This window comes from Caldimonas manganoxidans ATCC BAA-369 (genome assembly GCF_000381125.1).
Classification (GTDB): domain Bacteria; phylum Pseudomonadota; class Gammaproteobacteria; order Burkholderiales; family Burkholderiaceae_C; genus Caldimonas; species Caldimonas manganoxidans.
Genome location: NZ_KB905941.1, coordinates 69,877 through 87,245, shown reverse-complemented (window position 1 = coordinate 87,245; position 17,369 = coordinate 69,877). Strand labels below are relative to the sequence as shown.

Genomic DNA, 17,369 nt, shown 5'->3' with positions numbered 1-17,369 from the left:
GATGTGCCGTGTGGGGACGGTCCTCGAAGTCGGTGCGGTGTTTCCACTTGAGCACCGTCATGGGCGACACCCCGTAGCGCTGTGCCAGCGTGGCGATGGGGTCGTTGCTGGCGGCGATTTCGGCTCTGACGCGCGGTGTGGTGCGGGCGCACTTGTGCAGTCGAGTGATCATGTGTGGAACTCCCCGGTATCAGACCGCCTTGCTGCTGCGCCGCGGGCCCAAAATCTCAGCCAGAACGCTGCGCGCGAGCAGGTAGCCGTGGCGTGACGGTAGTATATGATCGTCCGGGATTCGACAGGTAGATGAAGAAAATACAGGCCATCACCAGACCGACTTCCACCGCCACGGTGAGGTCGAACACCACCGTGAGGACGAAAGTGCCCACCAGCAGCACGCGGTAGAGCATCGAGAACTGGCGTAAGCGCACGAACTCGTGCCATTCGCCCATGTTCCATGCCACGTAGAGCAGGATCCCGGCCAAAGCCGAAAGCGGCACGTGTGAGGCCAGTGGCGCGGCCACCAGCACCACCGCCAGCAGTGTGAGCGCATGCACCATGCCTGCCACCGGACTGGTGGCGCCGGAACGGACGTTGGTGACCGTGCGTGCAATCGTGCCGGTGGCCGGAATACCGCCGAAGAATGGCACGACCATGTTGGCCACGCCCTGCCCCATCAATTCCTGATTGGGGTCGTGGCGAGGACGGTCGCTCAGGCTGTCGGCCACCCGTGCACACAGCAGCGATTCGATCGCGCCGAGCATGGCAATCGTGAGCGTGGGGATGAACAGTTGGCGGATGCCATCCCAGGAAAAGGCCGGCCATTGCGGGCTGGGCAGGGTCTGAGGGATGCCGCCGAAGCGCGAGCCGATCGTCTCCACCGACAGGCCGAACAGCGCGGTCGATGCCGTAGCCAAGCCCAACGCGACGATGGTCCCAGGCAGACGGGCCACCGCCTTCAACATGCGCTGCGCAGGTGAGTGCGCGACGGCGGGCAGGGCATATAGCTTCGGCCAGAGGATGACGATGGCCAGGCACCCCAGGCCGATGCACAGGGCGATGGGGTTGAAGCTGTCCAGATGATGGGCCAGCGTGCGGATTTGGCTGAAGAAGTCGGCCGGCAGATGCTCGATCTTCAGGCCGAGCAAATCCTTGACTTGGGATACAGCGATGAGTACCGCGATGCCGTTGGTGAAGCCGATGACGATGGTGACTGGGATGTAACGCACCAACACGCCCAGCTTGAACAAGCCCATCAAGAACATCAGGGCCCCCGCCAACACGGTGGCGATGAGCAGGTTGCCCAGGCCGTAGCGCTGAACGATGCCATACACGATCACGATGAAGGCGCCGGCCGGCCCACCGATCTGGACGCTGGAGCCGCCCAACGCCGAGATGAGAAAGCCGGCGATGATCGCGGTGATGAGGCCTTGCTCGGGCTTGACGCCAGAGGCGATGGCAAAGGCCATGGCCAAGGGCAGCGCCACCACGCCCACGGTCAGGCCGGCCGAGATGTCTTGCACGAAGCGTTGGCGGTTGTATTGCCGCCAATCATCGAGGAGACGGGGGCGGAAGGATGCGAGTTCGATGCCAGCGGGAAGCCGTAAACCCATGATTGTGTTCGCCGTGACGGATGGATTCGCAGCAGTCTCGTGACAATCATCGAATGCGCGTGGCGGCCCAGTCAAGCCTTGGTGAGCATCGTGCGGCCGCGCCGCGCCAGGATGAGGTAGGCTTGCCGACTGTCGGCAATTTTCCCGGGAGTCTTCGCTGATGAGCCTGCCAGCCTGCTTCGATGATCCACGCGCCCTGTTGCGCCACTTGCTGGAGGTGGCGATCGCACGGGCCCAGCCCGAGCGGTGTTTGCAAGGACGGTTGCCGCCTGTGCCGCGTGGCCGCACGCTGGTGCTGGGCGCAGGCAAGGCCGGCGGTGCGATGGCCGCGGCCGTCGATGCCCTGTGGCCGAAGGATGCGCCGCTCAGTGGCTTGGTGGTGACGCGCTACGGTCATGTGCCCCCGGCCTATCGGGCCTCGCCCGGGCGGATCGAGGTGGTCGAGGCAGCGCATCCCGTGCCCGATGCGGCCGGGCAGGCTGCGGCGCAGCGCATCATGGAGCTGACCCGCGGGCTGACGGCTGACGACCTGGTGCTGTGTCTCATCTCCGGCGGCGGTTCGGCCTTGCTCAGCGCGCCAGCGCCGGGCTTGTCGCTGCAAGACAAGCAGAACATCAATCGCGCGCTGTTGAAAAGCGGGGCCTCGATCGACGAAATGAACTGCGTGCGCAAGCATCTGTCGGCCCTCAAAGGAGGTCGGCTGGCCGCGCTGTGCGCCCCGGCCCGGGTGGTCACGCTGGTCATCTCCGACGTGCCTGGCGACGACCCCAGTGTGATCGCCAGTGGCCCCACGGTGCCCGATGCGACGACCTGTGCCGAGGCCTTGGCCATCGTGCGGCGCTATGGCATCGCATTGCCGGCCGGCATCGAGTCCGCCTGGGCGCGCGGCGAACTGGAAACTCCCAAGCCCGGCGATCCGATCTTCGAGGGGCATGAGGTCCACCTGATCGCCACCCCGCAGCAGGCGCTGGAAGCGGCGGCCGAGGCCGCGCAAGCACTGGGTGTGCAGGCCCACATCCTCAGCGATGAAATCGAGGGCGAATCGCGTGTGGTCGGGCAAGTCCATGCGGCTTTGGCTCGCCAGGTGGCGCGGCGCAACCAGCCGTTCGCGCGGCCGTGTGTGCTGCTGTCTGGCGGTGAGACCACGGTCACGGTGCGCAGTGCCGGTGGGCGCGGTGGCCGGGCGACCGAGTTTCTGTTGGGAACCGCCTTGGCCCTCCAGGGGCAGCCGGGCGTGTACGTGCTGGCGGCCGACACCGATGGCATCGACGGCGTGGAGGACAACGCCGGCGCGATCGTGACCCCCGATACCTTGGCGCGCGGCCAGGCCTTGGGGCTCAACGCGACAGAGGTGCTCGATCGCAACGATGCCTATCGCTATTTCGAGGCGTTGGGGGACTTGGTCATCACTGGGCCCACGTACACCAATGTCAACGACTTCCGGGCGATCTTGGTTGCGTGATCCTACGCAGACTTGAACTTTTTCGCTGCAGCCCCATCTGAGGGGGCGGATCGTCACGTCACGGTTTCTGAGCTGTCCTGCATGGCCATGAATCCGATACGCATCTCACCGCCGTTGCGGCCCTGTGGCCTCATGTCCGAGGCCGTGCGCGCCGGGCCGCCCTGAGGCGGCCCGCCAAGGTCCCGAGGCGCCCAACGGGCGCCGAACTCCCATCCATCCAGCCCGCCGGGGGTGCATGGCGCTGCCCGGCGCGAACTCGTTCGTTCCGAGGAGGAGCCTCCCAACATGATCCAGGTGGAACACCTGACGCGTCGCTATGGCGCGCTGACCGCCGTGGACGATGTCAGCTTCGACATCGCGCCTGGTGAGGTGGTGGGCCTGCTGGGCCACAACGGTGCCGGCAAGACCACCATCATGAAGATGATCACCGGCTATCTCGAGCCCAGCGCGGGCTCGGTGCGGGTGGACGGCCTGGAGGTCGGTCTACACCGCCGCGCCGTGCAGCAGCGCATCGGCTATCTGCCAGAAAACTGTCCAGTGTGGCCGGAGATGACGGTGATCGACTACCTGGACTTCCAGGCGGCCTTGCACGGCGTGCCGGCTTCCCGCCGCGCGCAGGCCGTCGCCCGGGCGATGGCCCGCACCGCACTGAAGGACAAGGCCACCGCCGCGATCCAAACGCTCTCGCGCGGCTATCGGCAGCGTGTGGGCGTGGCCCAGGCGCTCTTGCACGACCCGGCCATTGTGATCCTCGACGAGCCGACCAACGGATTGGATCCGACGCAAATCCTGCACATGCGTGAGCTCATCGCCGAGCTGGCGCGTCAGGCCACGGTGATCGTCTCGACCCACATCCTGCAAGAAGTGCAGGCCAGCTGCGAGCGGGTATTGATCATGCGCGCCGGCCGCTTGGTGCTCGACGCCCGACTGACCGATCTGCAGCGCGGGGATGGCTTGCTCGTGCGTGCCGAAGGCGATGTGGCCGCGGCCTTGCGCGAACTGCCCGCCGTGCAAGAGGTGCGGGCCGAGCCTGGGGAGGCTTCGCCGCCGTGCTGGTGCGTGCAGGCGCCGATCGAAGCGGCTGCGGCCGTGGCCGATGCGCTGGTGCGTGCCGGCGTGCGTCTGCATGCCTTGCAGCCACGCCAGCGCGATCTGGAGACCGTGTTTGCCGAGGTCAACGGCCTGGTGTCCGACACTGTCCGGGAGGTGAACCATGCGTGACTGCTTGCGGGAAATCGGCCACATAGCGCGCAAAGAGTTTCGGGGACATTTCGCCAGTCCGGCGGCGTACCTGTTCATCGCCGGCTTCCTGGCTGCCACGCTGTTCGTGGTGTTTTGGGTCGAGGCCTACTTCGCTCGCAACATTGCCGATGTGCGCCCGCTGTTCCGTTGGATGCCGCTGCTGCTGATCTTTCTGGTGGCGGCCCTGACGATGCGCAGCTGGTCCGAGGAGCGCCGCTTCGGCACCATGGAGACACTGCTGACCGCACCGGTGCGGCCAGCCAGCCTGGTGCTGGGCAAGTTCCTAGCCACTTGGGCCTTGGTGGCGCTGGCTCTGGCGCTGACCTGGCCGGTGGTGTTCACCGCGGCCTGGTTGGGGCCGTTGGATCCAGGCCCTGTGGTGGGGGGCTATGTGGCCACGCTCTTGCTGGCCGCCGCCTATGTGGCCATCGGGCAAACGCTGAGCGCACGCACGGACAATCCCGTCGTTGCGCTCATCCTCACGGCCGTGGTCTGTGGGGCGTTCTATCTGGTGGGGGCGGACTTCTTCACCGCCTTGTTCGGCCATGACGTGGCGGGTGTGCTGGCGCTGCTGGGCAGCGGCTCGCGCTTCGAGTCCATCACTCGCGGCGTGCTCGACTTGCGGGACCTGTACTACTACGTCAGCATCGTCGGCATCTTTTTGTTGCTCAATCTCTACGGCTTGGAGCGCTTGCGCTGGGTGGGTCAGCCCGCCCAAGCGGCGCAGCGTCGCTGGGCCTGGGCCGTGGGTCTGGGCGTGGCCAATCTGGTGGCCGCGCATTTCTGGCTTGCCCCCTTGTCGCTGGCGCGCCTGGATCTCACCGAGGGGCGGCAGTACAGCTTGTCGCAAGCGACCCGAACCCAGCTCGCCTCGCTACAAGAGCCCTTGCTGATTCGCGGCTATTTCTCCTCGCGCACCCATCCGCTGCTGGCGCCGCTGGTGCCGCAGATGAAAGACGTGCTGCAAGAGTATGCGGTGGCGGCCGGGTCGCGCGCACGCGTGGAGATCATCGACCCCCAACAGGACCGTCAAGCCGAGGAAGAGGCGGCCTCGCGCTACGGTGTGCGGCCGGTACCGTTCCAAATGGCCAGCCGTCATCAGGCGGCAGTGGTCAGCTCCTACTTCGACGTCGTCGTGGCCTATGGCGATCAGCACGAGACCTTGGGCTATCGTGATCTGATCGAAGTGAAGGCGCGCGGCGAAGGACAGCTCGACGTCGTGCTGCGTGATCCCGAATATGCGTTGACCCGCGCCATTCGCAAGGTGGTGCAGGCCTACGAATCCGGCGGCAATCCGGCGGCACGGCTGACGCAGCCGGTGCGGCTGAATGCGTATGTGTCGCCCGACGAGCGCTTGCCCGAGCCGCTGCGTCAGCTGCGCGGTCACCTCGCCTCGATCGGGGAGACGCTGCGCCAGCGCTCTCAGGGAAAGCTGGAGCTGCATTTTGCCGATCCCGATGCCGGCGGCGGCGCGTTGGCGCGCGAACTGCAGCAGCGCTACGGCTTTGGCCCCCAAGTGGCCAGCCTGATCGATCCCAAGCCCTTCTGGTTCTACATGGTGCTCGAAAGCGAGCAGGGGCAAGCCGTGCAAGTGCCCTTGCCGCAGCCGCTGGAGCGCGAAGCCCTGCAGCGCAACATCGATGCGGCTTTGCAGCGTATGGCCCCAGGCTATTTGCGCACCGTGGCAGTGTGGCGGCCCCAGGGGTATGGCGCAACCGGCTTTGGTCGGCTGACCGAGATGCTGGGCGAGGGCGCGCGCGTGATCGACACCGACCTCAGCGACGGTCGCCTCAGCGCCGAGGCCGACGTGTTGCTCGTGCTCAGCCCCGAGAATCTGGACGATCGGCAACGCTTTGCGATCGACCAGTTCCTGATGCGTGGCGGCAGCGTCGTGCTGGCCACCTCGCCGTTCCAGGTGGAGGTGGGAGCCAGCCTCACCGCCCGGCGTCAGACCTCTGGCTTGGAGGACTGGTTGGCCCACCATGGGCTGCGCATCGACGCGCAAATGGTGCTGGACGAACGCAATGCCGCATTGCCCGTGCCAGTGCAGCGCAGCGTGGGCGGCCTGACCGTGCGCGAGATCCGCATGCTGCCGTACCCGCATTTCCCGGATCTGCGTGACGATGGGTTGGACCCGCACCATCCGATCACGGCAGCGCTGCGTCAGCTCACGCTCAACTGGGCCTCGCCCATCCAGGTGGACGAAGCGCGGCAAGCGGGCCGACAAGTCGCCCGGCTGCTGCACAGTTCCCCCGCCAGCTGGGTGTCCGACAGTCTGGACGTGTTGCCCGACTACCGCCGCCATCCCGAAACCGGCTTTGCGGTGCAAGGCGAGCGCGGACCGCGCCTGCTGGCCGTGGCCTTGGAGGGGCGCTTCGAGTCGTTCTACCGCGGCAAAGACGCGCCGCGCGCCAAAGACCAAGACGGCACGCCCTTGAGCGTGATCGAGCATTCGCCGGCCTCGGCGCGGCTCGTCGTGGTGGCCAGCAATGCGTTCGGCTCGGATGCGGCGATCGACTTGGCCTCTCAAGGGCTCAATACCTTGTACTTGCAGCCGGTGGCGTTCCTGCAGAACGTGATCGACTGGGCACTGGAAGATCGCGCCTTGCTGAGCCTGCGCGGCCGCAGCCAATGGGCGCGTACGCTGGAGCCGCTGCCCGAAGGGCAGGCGGCCCGCTGGGAGGCGGCCAACTACCTGCTGGCCGCGCTGGGCCTGGCTGCGGTGCTGCTGTGGCGTCACCTCGTCGCGCGTGCCGATCGGCGCCGTCATCAACGGGTGCTGGCGGAGGTTTGAATCATGCGGATCTCAACGAGAACCTTATGGATCTTGGCCGCGGTGCTGGCCGTGCAAGGGGTGCTGGCCCTGATCGTGGGGCTGTGGGGGCGCAGTGATGCGTCCTCGGCGTCTGCGCGGGCGCCTCTGTTGGCCGTGACGGCCGATCAAGTGGACCGCCTCGTGATCGAAGCGCGCAGCCCCAGCGAGCGCATCGAGCTGCGCCGGCAGGGGCAGAGCTGGCAAGTGGCCACGGCAGAGCCGCCCTTCCCGGCTGCTGCGGGCGAGGTCCAGCGCTTGTTGGATCGACTGCTGGCCTTGCGCCAAGGGGTGCCGGTGGCCACCCGGGCCGAGGCGCACGAACGCTTCGCGCTCACGGAGGACCGTTACGAGCGGCGCATCACCCTGGCCCAGGGCGATCGAACCCTGGCCACGCTGGTGCTGGGCAGCGCCTCGGGCATGCGTCAGACGCATGTGCGCGTGGTCGGGCGTGACACCGTGCATGTGGTCGACCTGCCGGCCTACGAGGTCTCTGTGCGCCTTGACGATTGGCGTGATCTGGGCTTGTTGGCCGTGCCGCGCCCGCAGATCGAGCGCATCGACGTGGCTGGCCTGGCGTTGCGCCCGGAAGCGGCCGGAGCCGGCGGCGAAGGCGCCGAAGCCGCGCGCTGGCAAGCCCAGGAGCTGCCCGAAGGCCGACGGCTGGACATGCAGGCCGCCGAGCGTCTGGCCGACCTATTGGCCAACTTGCGCGTCAGCCGCGTGCTCAGCCGCGATGATCTGCCGGCCCAGGCCTGGCAGGCGCCGGTGGCCCGCTGGAGCGTGCTGCGGCAAGGGGCCTCCGCCCCCGTGGACTATGTCTTGGCACGCGGACCCGACAATGCGTATCGCCTGAAAGCGTCCAGTCGCCCCGAGGTGTTCGAGCTGCCTGCAGCCACCGCCACGCAGTGGGTCGAGGCCACCGAGCTGGATCGCCTGGCGCCCGCGGCTCGCTGAGCCGGCCGGGCTTGGGCTCTGGGGCTTTACCCTCGGTGCCCGACCGAGGGTCGCAGCAGCACCACCAAGGCGCCGGCGCCGCCGTCCGAGGCGCGCGCCTGGGTGAAGGCGATCACTTCGTTCTTTTGCACCAGCCAGGACTTCACCTTGGCTTTGAGGACTGGCTGGCGACCTGGCGAGCCGTGCCCCTTGCCATGCACCACCCGCACGCAGCGCAGGCCGGCCCGGACGGCCTCGCGCAAGAAGGCCGCCAGTTGCTCGCGGGCTTCGTCACGGCGCAGGCCGTGCAGATCGATTTGGGCCTGGATCACCCAGTCACCCCGGCGCAGCCGGCGCACCACGTCCAGGCCCACGCCGGGGCGGCGGAACGACAGCGTCTCGTCGGTGTCTAGCAGCGTCTCGACATCGAATTCATCGGAAATCGCCTCGCGCAGCACCGATTGCTCATCCAGGACGCGCTGCCGTGGCCGAGGGGCGGGGCGCGGGCGTGGCACCATGGCCCAGCCGGGATCTTTCAGTGCGTGCACGGGCCCCACGCTGCGTGCGAACAGCTCACGTTCGCGCTGCTGGCGCGCCTCTTGCTCACGCCGCCGCGCTTCACGTTCGGCAGCCTCACGGGCTTGCGCCTGCAGCAATTGCTTGATGGCGCCCAAATCGGCCAGGCTGCGGGCTTTCATCTCTACAGCAACCCCCGTTCGGCAAAAGACACCACATGCTCCCGAGCCACCACGAAATGGTCCAGCACGCGCACATCCACCAGACCCAGGGCCGATTGCAGCGTGCGCGTCAGGTATTCGTCGGCCTTGGACGGTTCGGCCACGCCCGAGGGGTGGTTGTGTGCCAGCATCACCGCCGCGGCATTCAATGCCAGGGCGCGCTTGACCACCTCGCGCGGATAGACGCTGGTCTGCGTCAGCGTGCCGCGAAAAAGCTCTTCCATCGTCAACAGCCGGTGTTGGGCGTCCAGAAAGAGGACTGCGAACACCTCATGGGGCAAGTCGGCCAGCTTCAGCCGCAAATAATCCTTCACTTGGGTGGGGGATTCGAACACCGGCCGAGAGTGCAGCACTTGCGCCAGGGCGCGTCGGGCCAGCTCCAGCACCGCCACGAGCTCGGCCCGCTTGGCCGGGCCCAATCCCTTGACCCGCGCGAGCTCATCGGGTCGAGCGTGCAGCAATCCAGCCACGCCACCGAAGCCCTGCAACAGCTGCTGCGCCAGCTGCAGGACCGAGGTGCCTTTCAAGCCGGTGCGCAGCAACAAGGCCAGCAGCTCCGCATCGGCCAGGGCGGCGGGGCCCAGGGTCAGGAGCTTCTCACGAGGGCGGGCGTCGGCAGGCAGGTCCTTGATCGACATGGTGCATCCGGGGCGAAGGGCCGTCCGCACGGGCGGCCACGGGTCAGGGAGCCGGACTTCTACAATGTCGGTCAGTCTACATAACCGCAACGCGCCGTGGCCACCGTCCAACCTGGGTCTTTTCTGACCCTGCATTACCGCTTGGCCGGCCCCGACGGGGCCGACCTCATCAACACCTTCGACGACAAGCCCGCCACGCTGTCGCTGGGCACCGGGCAGCTCGCCCCGGCCCTGGAGCAGCGCTTGCTGGGGCTGCAGGAAGGCGCCCGCCAAGTGTTCGACATCCCGGCTGGCGAGGCCTTCGGCCCGCGCAATCCCGAGTTGCTGCAGCGGGTCAAGCGCAGCCTGTTGATCGAACTGGGAGACCCCGATGCCGACTACCGGCCCGGCGACGTGGTGCAATTCCCCACGCCCGATGGCGCGGGCCAGTATGCGGGCGTGGTGCGCGAGGTCGGCGAAGACTGGGTCTTGTTCGACTTCAACCACCCCTTGGCCGGTCTGCCGGTGTCCTTCGAGGTGCAACTCATCGGAGTGTTGTGATGGCAGCGGCGCCACCCGTGCAATTGCAAGAAGTCGTGCTGGCCGAGCCGCGCGGATTTTGTGCCGGCGTCGATCGCGCGATCGAGATCGTCGAGCGTGCGCTGCTGAAGTTTGGCGCGCCGGTGTATGTGCGCCATGAAATCGTGCACAACACCTATGTGGTCAATGACTTGAAAGCCAAGGGGGCGATCTTCATCGAAGACCTGGCCGAGGTTCCCGCGGGCGCCACGCTGGTCTTCAGCGCCCACGGCGTGCCCAAGGCGGTGCGCGAGGAAGCCCAACGCCGCGGCTTCACGGTGTTCGATGCCACCTGTCCACTGGTCACCAAGGTGCATGTGGAAGTGGCCAAGCTGCACAAGGAAGGCTACGAGTTCCTGATGATCGGCCACAAAGGCCATCCCGAGGTCGAAGGCACCATGGGGCAGTTGAGCGAGGGCATCTACCTGGTGGAGACTGTTGCCGACGTGCAGCGCGTGCAGGTGAACAACCCGGCCAAACTGGCCGTGGTGACGCAAACCACGCTGTCGGTGGACGATGCCGCAGAGATCCTGGCGGCCGTGCGCCAGCGCTTTCCGCAGGTGCGCGAGCCCAAGCAGCAAGACATCTGCTATGCCACGCAGAACCGGCAGGACGCCGTCAAGGTGTTGGCCCCGCAGGTGGACGTGGTCATCGTCGTGGGCAGCCCCACCAGCTCCAACAGCAACCGCCTGCGCGAGCTGGCCGACCGGCTTGGCACCCCGGCCTACATGGTCGATCGACCCGACGATCTGCGCCCCGAATGGTTCGTGGGCAAGCAGCGGGTGGGTCTGACCGCCGGCGCCTCGGCCCCTGACATCCTGGTGCAGCAGGTCATCGCGCGTCTGCGTGACCTGGGCGCCACCGCCGTGCGTCGCATGGACGGCATCCGAGAAACCATGCGTTTTCCGCTGCCGCGCGGCCTGGGCGACAGGTCCATGGGCGAGCCGCCGATTCCCTCGCATTTGCACAAAGGCTCGCGTTGAGCCGATTCCCGACGACGACTCATCTCAAGCATCATGCTCGACATCAACCTGCTGCGCAAAGACCTCGAGGCGGTCGTGCAGCGCCTATCCACTCGCAAATCGCCCCAACCCTTCCTCGACGTCGAACGCTACACCGCGTTGGAAGCCGAGCGCAAACGCATCCAGACGCGCACCGAGGAACTCCAAGCCCAGCGCAATGCGCTGTCCAAGCGCATCGGCCAGCTCAAGGCCCAAGGGCAGGATACGGCCGCGACCATGGCCGAGGTCGCCGGCATCGGCGACGAACTCAAGGCCAGCGCCGAGCGGCTCGATGAGGTGCAACGGCAGCTCAATGCGCTGCTGATGTCCGTACCCAATCTGCCGCATGCCAGCGTGCCCGTCGGCACGGACGAATCCGCCAATGTCGAGGTGCGCCGCTGGGGCACGCCGCGAGCCTTCGACTTTCCCGTGAAGGACCATGTGGACCTGGGCGCCCCCCTGGGCCTGGACTTCGAGACCGGCGCCAAGCTTTCGGGGGCGCGTTTTACGTTCATGCGCGGCCCCATCGCGCGGCTGCACCGGGCGCTGGCGCAGTTCATGCTCGACGTACAAACCACCGAGCACGGCTACACCGAGTGCTACACGCCCTACATCGTCAACCGCGAAGTGCTCGAAGGCACGGGCCAATTGCCCAAGTTCAAGGACGATATGTTCTGGGTGCTGCGCGGTGGAGACGAACAGTCGCACGAACAATATCTCATCTCCACCTCGGAGATCTCGCTCACCAACACCGTGCGCGAGCAAATCTTGCCGTTGGAGGCCCTGCCGATCAAACTCACGGCGCACACCCCGTGTTTTCGCTCCGAGGCCGGCAGCGGTGGGCGCGACATCCGGGGCATGATCCGCCAGCATCAGTTCGACAAGGTCGAGATGGTTCAGATCGTCCATCCCGACAAGAGCGATGAGGCCTTGGAAGAAATGGTGGGTCATGCCGAGGCCATCTTGCAAAAGCTCGGGCTGCCCTACCGTGTGGTCCTGCTGTGCACTGGCGACATGGGCTTTGGCGCGGCCAAGACCTACGACCTCGAAGTGTGGCTGCCGGCACAAGGCACCTACCGCGAGATTTCCAGCTGTTCCAATTGCGAAGCCTTCCAGGCCCGCCGCATGCAGGCGCGCTTCAAAAACGCCCAAGGCAAGAACGAGCTGGTGCACACCCTCAACGGCTCGGGCTTGGCCGTGGGCCGCACGCTGGTGGCCGTGCTGGAAAACTACCAGCGGGCCGACGGCAGCATCGAAGTGCCCGAAGTGCTGCGCCCCTACCTGGGCGGGCTTGCCGAGCTGCGGGCCTGACAGGCTATAATCTAAAACTTCGCTTGCGGAAGACCGCCCGCGAGCCGACGGTCCCAGGAAAGGTGGCAGAGTGGTCGAATGCGCCGGACTCGAAATCCGGTATACGGGGTTCCCCGTATCGAGGGTTCGAATCCCTCCCTTTCCGCCAAGCCCCTCACTACAGGCCTGCCCATGATGGGGCTGCGCACTCGATTCAGTGTCTCCACACGAGGGGCCTTTGTGCGAGGGGCACCCATCTTGAAGAATGGCCAGTGCTGCGCCGTGCCCAACCGCATCAAACCGGGTCCAATTCGGCCGAGGGCTCTTACCATCAAATTTTTGCCACAGACCTCTCGCGACTCGTACTGCACCTGCATTCCACAGATGGTCGGTCGAGTCGTCGATCTCAATGGAGCAGGTGCGAGCAGCACCAATGAATGAGTCCCTTCGTGGGAAATCACTGACAGATGCAGGGCATACGATTTTGCTACGATCGTCGCAACTGGCAGCCCAGCATCCTGACACGATCAGGAATCGCAGGAAGGAGCGACATCATGGAACACCTACGCAATCTGATCATTGGGGTGGGTGACGTGCTGTCTGCGTTCGGGACGGCCCCAAAATATCGTTATCCGAGCCCAGGTGACCGTACTGCCGACATGAGAAACATCGCTGGGGACATCAAGCGAGTTGGTGTTGATATGAAAAAGGCCGCGACGAAGGCCTTGAGGGAGGAGCAACGTGGGAAGGTCGACTACGGCACAACTCAAGGATAGAGAGCGGCACGTCACGCTGTCTCAGCACGAGACGGACGCCCCCATTCTGCCCATCGCGCAGATCGAGAGGCTGCGGGAACTTGCGCCTGACCGGGTTGAGTGGTTCTTCGACGAAACCACAAAAGAGGGCGACTTCCGCAGGGCTGAAACGAGTCGGGTGAACGGCTTCGTGTTCGTGGAGCGATTGTTGGGAATCCTGGCGGGGCTTTTCATGGGCTCGTCTGCCTTGTACGCCTCATATCACTTGGCCATGGCCGGGCACGACTGGGTCGCGGCGATCATCGGTGGAACGACAGTGGTCGGACTGGTGTCGGCGTTCGTCGTGGGCGTCAGGCGACGAACGGATCGCAGTTGACGCAGCGCCGCAGCGATTGCCCCAACGACGATCGATAGTCGCGGCAAGTCACACATCGGGCCTCAGCGGCATGTGACGAGGGGGACCCGCATGGATGCGAGACGGTGCGGTCGTTGGCCGGACTTCTTTCTAGTGTCAAGCCAATTTGCTAGAGACATATCCTTCTGAACGGGTCTAAATCCGCCAACAATCCATCCGGCAGCGGCGCACCATGGCGGCAATCATCCCCTTGGTGATCGCCATGAAATCGTCACTGCCAGCCCCCGTTCCGTTCCACGCTCCCAGCCCCCTGGTCGAAGCGCCGCTGCGGCAGGCCATCGCCGACGCCACGCGCCGCCCCGAGCCTGAGGTGATGGCCACCCTGGTGCCGCAGGCCCGGCTGCCGCAGGGCTTGGCCGCCCCGGTCGAGGCCCTGGCGCGCCGTCTGACGCAAGGCCTGCGCCAGCGCCCGCCGGGCAGCACGCGCCATGGTCTGGTGCAGGCCTTGCTGCATGAATACACGCTGTCGTCGCAAGAGGGCGTGGCCTTGATGTGCTTGGCCGAAGCCTTGCTGCGCATTCCCGATGCGGCCACCCGCGATGCGCTGATCCGGGACAAGATCGCACGCGGCCAGTGGCAGGCGCATCTGGGACGCAGCCCTTCACTGTTCGTGAATGCCGCCACTTGGGGGCTGTTGATCACCGGCAAACTCGTGGCCACCCATAGCGAGACGGGTCTGTCGGCTTCGCTGACGCGTCTGCTGGCCGCTGGTGGCGAGCCGTTGATCCGCAAGGGCGTGGACGTGGCGATGCGCCTGATGGGCGAGCAGTTCGTCACGGGCCAGACCATTGGCGAGGCGCTGCAGCGCGCCCGAGTGCGCGAGGCCGAGGGTTTCCGCTACTCCTACGACATGCTGGGCGAAGCGGCGATGACCGCTGCCGATGCGCGGCGCTATGCGCAAGCTTATGAGGCGGCCATCGAGGCGATCGGCCGGGTGGCCGCAGGCCGCGGTGTGATCGACGGACCGGGCATTTCGATCAAGCTGTCGGCCTTGCATCCGCGCTACTGCCGCGCGCAGCGCGCCCGGGTGATGGACGAGCTCTATCCCGTGCTGTTGCGGCTGGCGCAACAGGCCAAGGCCCATGACCTGGGCTTGAACATCGACGCCGAGGAAGCCGAGCGCTTGGAGCTGTCGCTGGATCTGTTGGAGCGGCTGTGCGGCGAGCCCTCGCTGGCGGGCTGGCAGGGCTTGGGCTTCGTGGTGCAGGCCTATCAGAAGCGTGCGCTGCCGGTGATCGAGCATCTCATCGATTTGGCCCGGCGCCATCGGCGTCGGCTCATGGTGCGCTTGGTCAAAGGCGCTTACTGGGACAGCGAAATCAAACGCGCCCAGCTCGACGGCCTGGACGACTACCCGGTGTTCACGCGCAAGGTGCACACCGATGTGTCTTATCTGGCCTGCGCGCGCGCTTTGTTGGCCGCCCCCGAGGCGGTGTATCCGCAGTTCGCCACGCACAATGCGCAGACGCTGGCAGCCATCTATCACCTGGCCGACCCAGCGCGCTGGCAGCCGGGCCAATACGAGTTCCAGTGCCTGCATGGCATGGGCGAGCCCTTGTACGAGCAGGTGGTGGCGCCGCCGCAGGCCGGTGGGCTGGGGCGGCCGTGTCGCATCTATGCCCCGGTGGGCACGCACGAGACCTTGCTGGCCTATTTGGTGCGCCGTTTGCTCGAAAACGGCGCCAACACTTCGTTCGTGCACCGGCTGGCCGACCCTGGCGTGTCCTTGGACGAGCTGGTGCGCGACCCGGTGCAGCAGGTGGAGCAGGCGGCAGCGCAGGAGGGCGAACTGGGACGTCCGCACCCGGCCATCGTGCGTCCGGTCGATCTCTATGGCGAGGCCCGGCGCAATTCCCGCGGGTTGGATCTGGCCGACGAGCGGGTGTTGGCCCAGTTGTCCGAGGCCGTGGAGGCCGCGCGCCGGCAGACTTGGCATGCGGCGCCTTTGTGGGCCGAAGACATGAGGATCGAGGCCGAGGCTGTGACGGTGGTCAATCCGGCCGACCCTGCCGACTGCGTCGGCACCGTGGTCGAAACCCCGGATGAAGTCATCGATCGGGCCTTGCGGCTGGCGCAGCCGTGGGCTTGGGCGAGCGCGCGCGAGCGCGCCGAGGTGCTGGAGCGCGCGGCCGACGCGCTCGAAGCCCGCATGGCGCTGTGGATGGGGCTGCTGATGCGCGAGGCGGGCAAGACCGCGGCCAATGCGCTGGCCGAAGTGCGCGAGGCGGTGGATTTTTTGCGCTTCGACGCCGCGCAGCTGCGCGCCGAGCTCGACGGCATGGACCACGCTCCCGTGGGCAAAGTGGTGTGCATCAGCCCATGGAACTTTCCGTTGGCCATCTTCGTTGGCCAGGTCGCCGCCGCCTTGGCGGCGGGCAATGCGGTGCTGGCCAAGCCGGCGGAGCAAACGCCTTTGATCGCCGCGCAGGCGGTGCAGCTTTTGTGGCAGGCCGGGGTGCCGCGCACGGCCTTGCAGTTGCTGCCCGGCCGTGGTGAGACGGTGGGCGCACGGCTGGTGGCCGATGAGCGCATCGGCGGCGTGCTGTTCACCGGCTCCACCGAGGTGGCGCGACTCATCCAACGCGCCCTGGCCGATCGGCTCGACGAGCGCGGCCAGCCGCTGCCGCTGATTGCCGAGACCGGTGGGCAAAACGCCATGATCGTCGACTCGTCGGCCCTGCCTGAGCAGGTGGTGGCCGATGTGCTCGCCTCGGCCTTCGACAGCGCAGGCCAGCGCTGTTCGGCCCTGCGTGTGTTGTGCTTGCAAGAGGAGGTGGCCGACACGATCCTCACCATGCTGCGCGCAGCGATGGAGGAGTTGGCCTTGGGCCGTCCCGATCGCTTGGATGTGGATGTGGGGCCGGTGATCGATGCGCAGGCCCGCCAGCGCATCGAGGCACATATCGAGGCCCTGCGTGCACGCGGCCGGCGTGTGCATGTCCTCCAAGCCCGGCATGCCGGCGCTTTGCCCCCGGGGCATTTCGTGCCGCCCACGCTCATCGAGATCGAACACCTGCGCGACCTCGAGGGCGAGGTCTTCGGCCCGGTGTTGCACGTGCTGCGCTTCCGGCGCGAGTCGCTGCTGGACCTGGTGGCACAGATTCATGCCACGGGCTATGGCCTGACGCTGGGCCTGCACACCCGCATCGACGAGACCGTGGCGCAGGTGCTGCGTCATGCCCATGTCGGCAATGTGTACGTGAACCGCAACATGATCGGCGCGGTGGTCGGCGTGCAACCCTTTGGTGGCGAGGGCCTGTCGGGCACGGGGCCGAAGGCCGGCGGGCCGTTGTACCTGTACCGATTGCTCTCGCGCGCGCCGCAGCCGGTGCTGGCGCACGCGCTGCGAGGCCAACCCGCAGCGATGCCGCCGGCGCTGGGCGTCTTGCGCGATTGGCTGGCGTCACGTCAGCCGGGGCTGGCGGATGTGTGCGAACGCCTGTCGGCCGCCTCGCGGGTCGGGGCGGAGCTCACGTTGCCTGGACCCACCGGCGAGCGCAACACCTATGGCCTGCAGGGCCGGCAAGCCGTGCTGTGCCTGGCCGATGCCGAGGCGGACCGTCTGGTGCAATTGGCGGCCGTGCTGGCAGTGCGGGGGCGCGCGATTTGGCCGGCCGAGACCGCCGCGCTGGCCGCGCAGCTGCCTGCCGAAGTGGCCCGGTGCGTGGAGCTGCGTGCCGAACCTTTGCGCGCGCCGGGGCCGCTGGACGTGGTGCTGCTGCATGGCACGCCGCAGGCGGCACGGGCGGTGCAGCATGCCCTGGCCGAGCGGCCTGGGCCGGTGGTGGGGCTGGTGCGTCTGGCCCCGGGCGAGACGGCCGTGCCGTTGGAGCGTTTGGTGGTCGAGCGCTCGGTGAGTGTCAACACCGCGGCCGCCGGCGGCAATGCGTCTTTGATGACGCTGGGCTGAGCA

11 protein-coding genes, 1 tRNA gene and 2 pseudogenes are annotated in these 17,369 nt (G+C 66.8%); 10 read left to right on the top strand and 4 right to left on the bottom strand.

Translation table 11 applies throughout. The annotated features are described in order from the left end of the window. Both F615_RS20425 and F615_RS0109135 read right to left on the bottom strand, forming a co-directional pair. Window positions 1-172 (bottom strand): annotated as a pseudogene (locus tag F615_RS20425) (IS481 family transposase); the annotation flags it as partial. A gap of 127 nt (window positions 173-299) precedes the next feature. After that, window positions 300-1,610 (bottom strand): annotated as a pseudogene (locus tag F615_RS0109135) (SulP family inorganic anion transporter); the annotation flags it as partial. 160 nt (window positions 1,611-1,770) lie between these two features. Here F615_RS0109135 and F615_RS0109130 point away from each other — a divergent pair. The 4 genes from F615_RS0109130 to F615_RS0109115 all read left to right on the top strand — a co-directional run bounded on the left by F615_RS0109130 (window position 1,771) and on the right by F615_RS0109115 (window position 8,083). Then, window positions 1,771-3,072, top strand: coding sequence for a glycerate kinase type-2 family protein (locus F615_RS0109130; protein ID WP_019560878.1), 1,302 nt, complete (start codon window positions 1,771-1,773; stop codon window positions 3,070-3,072). A 285-nt stretch (window positions 3,073-3,357) separates the two neighbouring features. Further along, window positions 3,358-4,293, top strand: coding sequence for an ABC transporter ATP-binding protein (locus tag F615_RS0109125; RefSeq protein WP_019560877.1), 936 nt, complete (start codon window positions 3,358-3,360; stop codon window positions 4,291-4,293). Next, complete coding sequence (locus tag F615_RS0109120; RefSeq protein WP_019560876.1) at window positions 4,286-7,108, top strand: Gldg family protein; 2,823 nt, start codon at window positions 4,286-4,288, stop codon at window positions 7,106-7,108. Before F615_RS0109125 ends, F615_RS0109120 begins: the two co-directional genes overlap by 8 nt. A gap of 42 nt (window positions 7,109-7,150) precedes the next feature. After that, window positions 7,151-8,083 (top strand): DUF4340 domain-containing protein, encoded by a 933-nt coding sequence (locus F615_RS0109115; RefSeq protein ID WP_245558345.1) that lies wholly within the window; start codon window positions 7,151-7,153, stop codon window positions 8,081-8,083. Window positions 8,084-8,109: 26 nt separating this feature from the next. On the opposite strand, the gene F615_RS0109110 is transcribed toward F615_RS0109115, so the two are convergent. After that, a complete protein-coding gene (locus tag F615_RS0109110; RefSeq protein ID WP_019560874.1) occupies window positions 8,110-8,760 on the bottom strand; it encodes a Smr/MutS family protein in 651 nt (216 codons plus the stop codon). A gap of 2 nt (window positions 8,761-8,762) precedes the next feature. Further along, window positions 8,763-9,437 carry a RadC family protein gene (gene radC / locus F615_RS0109105; protein ID WP_019560873.1) on the bottom strand — a complete coding sequence of 225 codons (675 nt, stop codon included), beginning with the start codon at window positions 9,435-9,437 and terminating at the stop codon, window positions 8,763-8,765. Between the two features lie 96 nt (window positions 9,438-9,533). Between radC and F615_RS0109100 the strand changes: the two genes are divergently transcribed. From F615_RS0109100 to putA, 6 genes are all read left to right on the top strand, one after another. Then, window positions 9,534-9,977 carry an FKBP-type peptidyl-prolyl cis-trans isomerase gene (locus F615_RS0109100; protein WP_019560872.1) on the top strand — a complete coding sequence of 148 codons (444 nt, stop codon included), beginning with the start codon at window positions 9,534-9,536 and terminating at the stop codon, window positions 9,975-9,977. Then, a complete protein-coding gene (ispH, locus tag F615_RS0109095; protein WP_019560871.1) occupies window positions 9,977-10,978 on the top strand; it encodes a 4-hydroxy-3-methylbut-2-enyl diphosphate reductase in 1,002 nt (333 codons plus the stop codon). The genes F615_RS0109100 and ispH overlap by 1 nt, the downstream gene beginning before the upstream one ends. A gap of 33 nt (window positions 10,979-11,011) precedes the next feature. Continuing rightward, window positions 11,012-12,307: a serine--tRNA ligase gene (serS, locus tag F615_RS0109090; RefSeq protein WP_019560870.1), complete on the top strand. Its 1,296-nt coding sequence runs from the start codon at window positions 11,012-11,014 to the stop codon at window positions 12,305-12,307. A 56-nt stretch (window positions 12,308-12,363) separates the two neighbouring features. After that, window positions 12,364-12,455, top strand: a tRNA-Ser gene (locus tag F615_RS0109085). A gap of 572 nt (window positions 12,456-13,027) precedes the next feature. Further along, window positions 13,028-13,417, top strand: coding sequence for a hypothetical protein (locus F615_RS0109080; protein ID WP_019560869.1), 390 nt, complete (start codon window positions 13,028-13,030; stop codon window positions 13,415-13,417). Window positions 13,418-13,658: 241 nt separating this feature from the next. Continuing rightward, window positions 13,659-17,366, top strand: coding sequence for a trifunctional transcriptional regulator/proline dehydrogenase/L-glutamate gamma-semialdehyde dehydrogenase (gene putA, locus F615_RS0109075; RefSeq protein ID WP_051090220.1), 3,708 nt, complete (start codon window positions 13,659-13,661; stop codon window positions 17,364-17,366). Window positions 17,367-17,369 lie beyond the last annotated feature (3 nt).

Excerpts from the sequence above, each read along its gene's own strand:
- F615_RS0109130 (WP_019560878.1), top strand. The coding sequence starts at position 1,771 with ATGAGCCTGCCAGCCTGCTTCGATGATCCACGCGCCCTGTTGCGCCAC.
- F615_RS0109125 (WP_019560877.1), top strand. The coding sequence starts at position 3,358 with ATGATCCAGGTGGAACACCTGACGCGTCGCTATGGCGCGCTGACCGCC.
- F615_RS0109120 (WP_019560876.1), top strand. The coding sequence starts at position 4,286 with ATGCGTGACTGCTTGCGGGAAATCGGCCACATAGCGCGCAAAGAGTTT.
- F615_RS0109110 (WP_019560874.1), bottom strand. The coding sequence starts at position 8,760 with ATGAAAGCCCGCAGCCTGGCCGATTTGGGCGCCATCAAGCAATTGCTG.
- radC (WP_019560873.1), bottom strand. The coding sequence starts at position 9,437 with ATGTCGATCAAGGACCTGCCTGCCGACGCCCGCCCTCGTGAGAAGCTC.
- ispH (WP_019560871.1), top strand. The coding sequence starts at position 9,977 with ATGGCAGCGGCGCCACCCGTGCAATTGCAAGAAGTCGTGCTGGCCGAG.
- serS (WP_019560870.1), top strand. The coding sequence starts at position 11,012 with ATGCTCGACATCAACCTGCTGCGCAAAGACCTCGAGGCGGTCGTGCAG.
- putA (WP_051090220.1), top strand. The coding sequence starts at position 13,659 with ATGAAATCGTCACTGCCAGCCCCCGTTCCGTTCCACGCTCCCAGCCCC.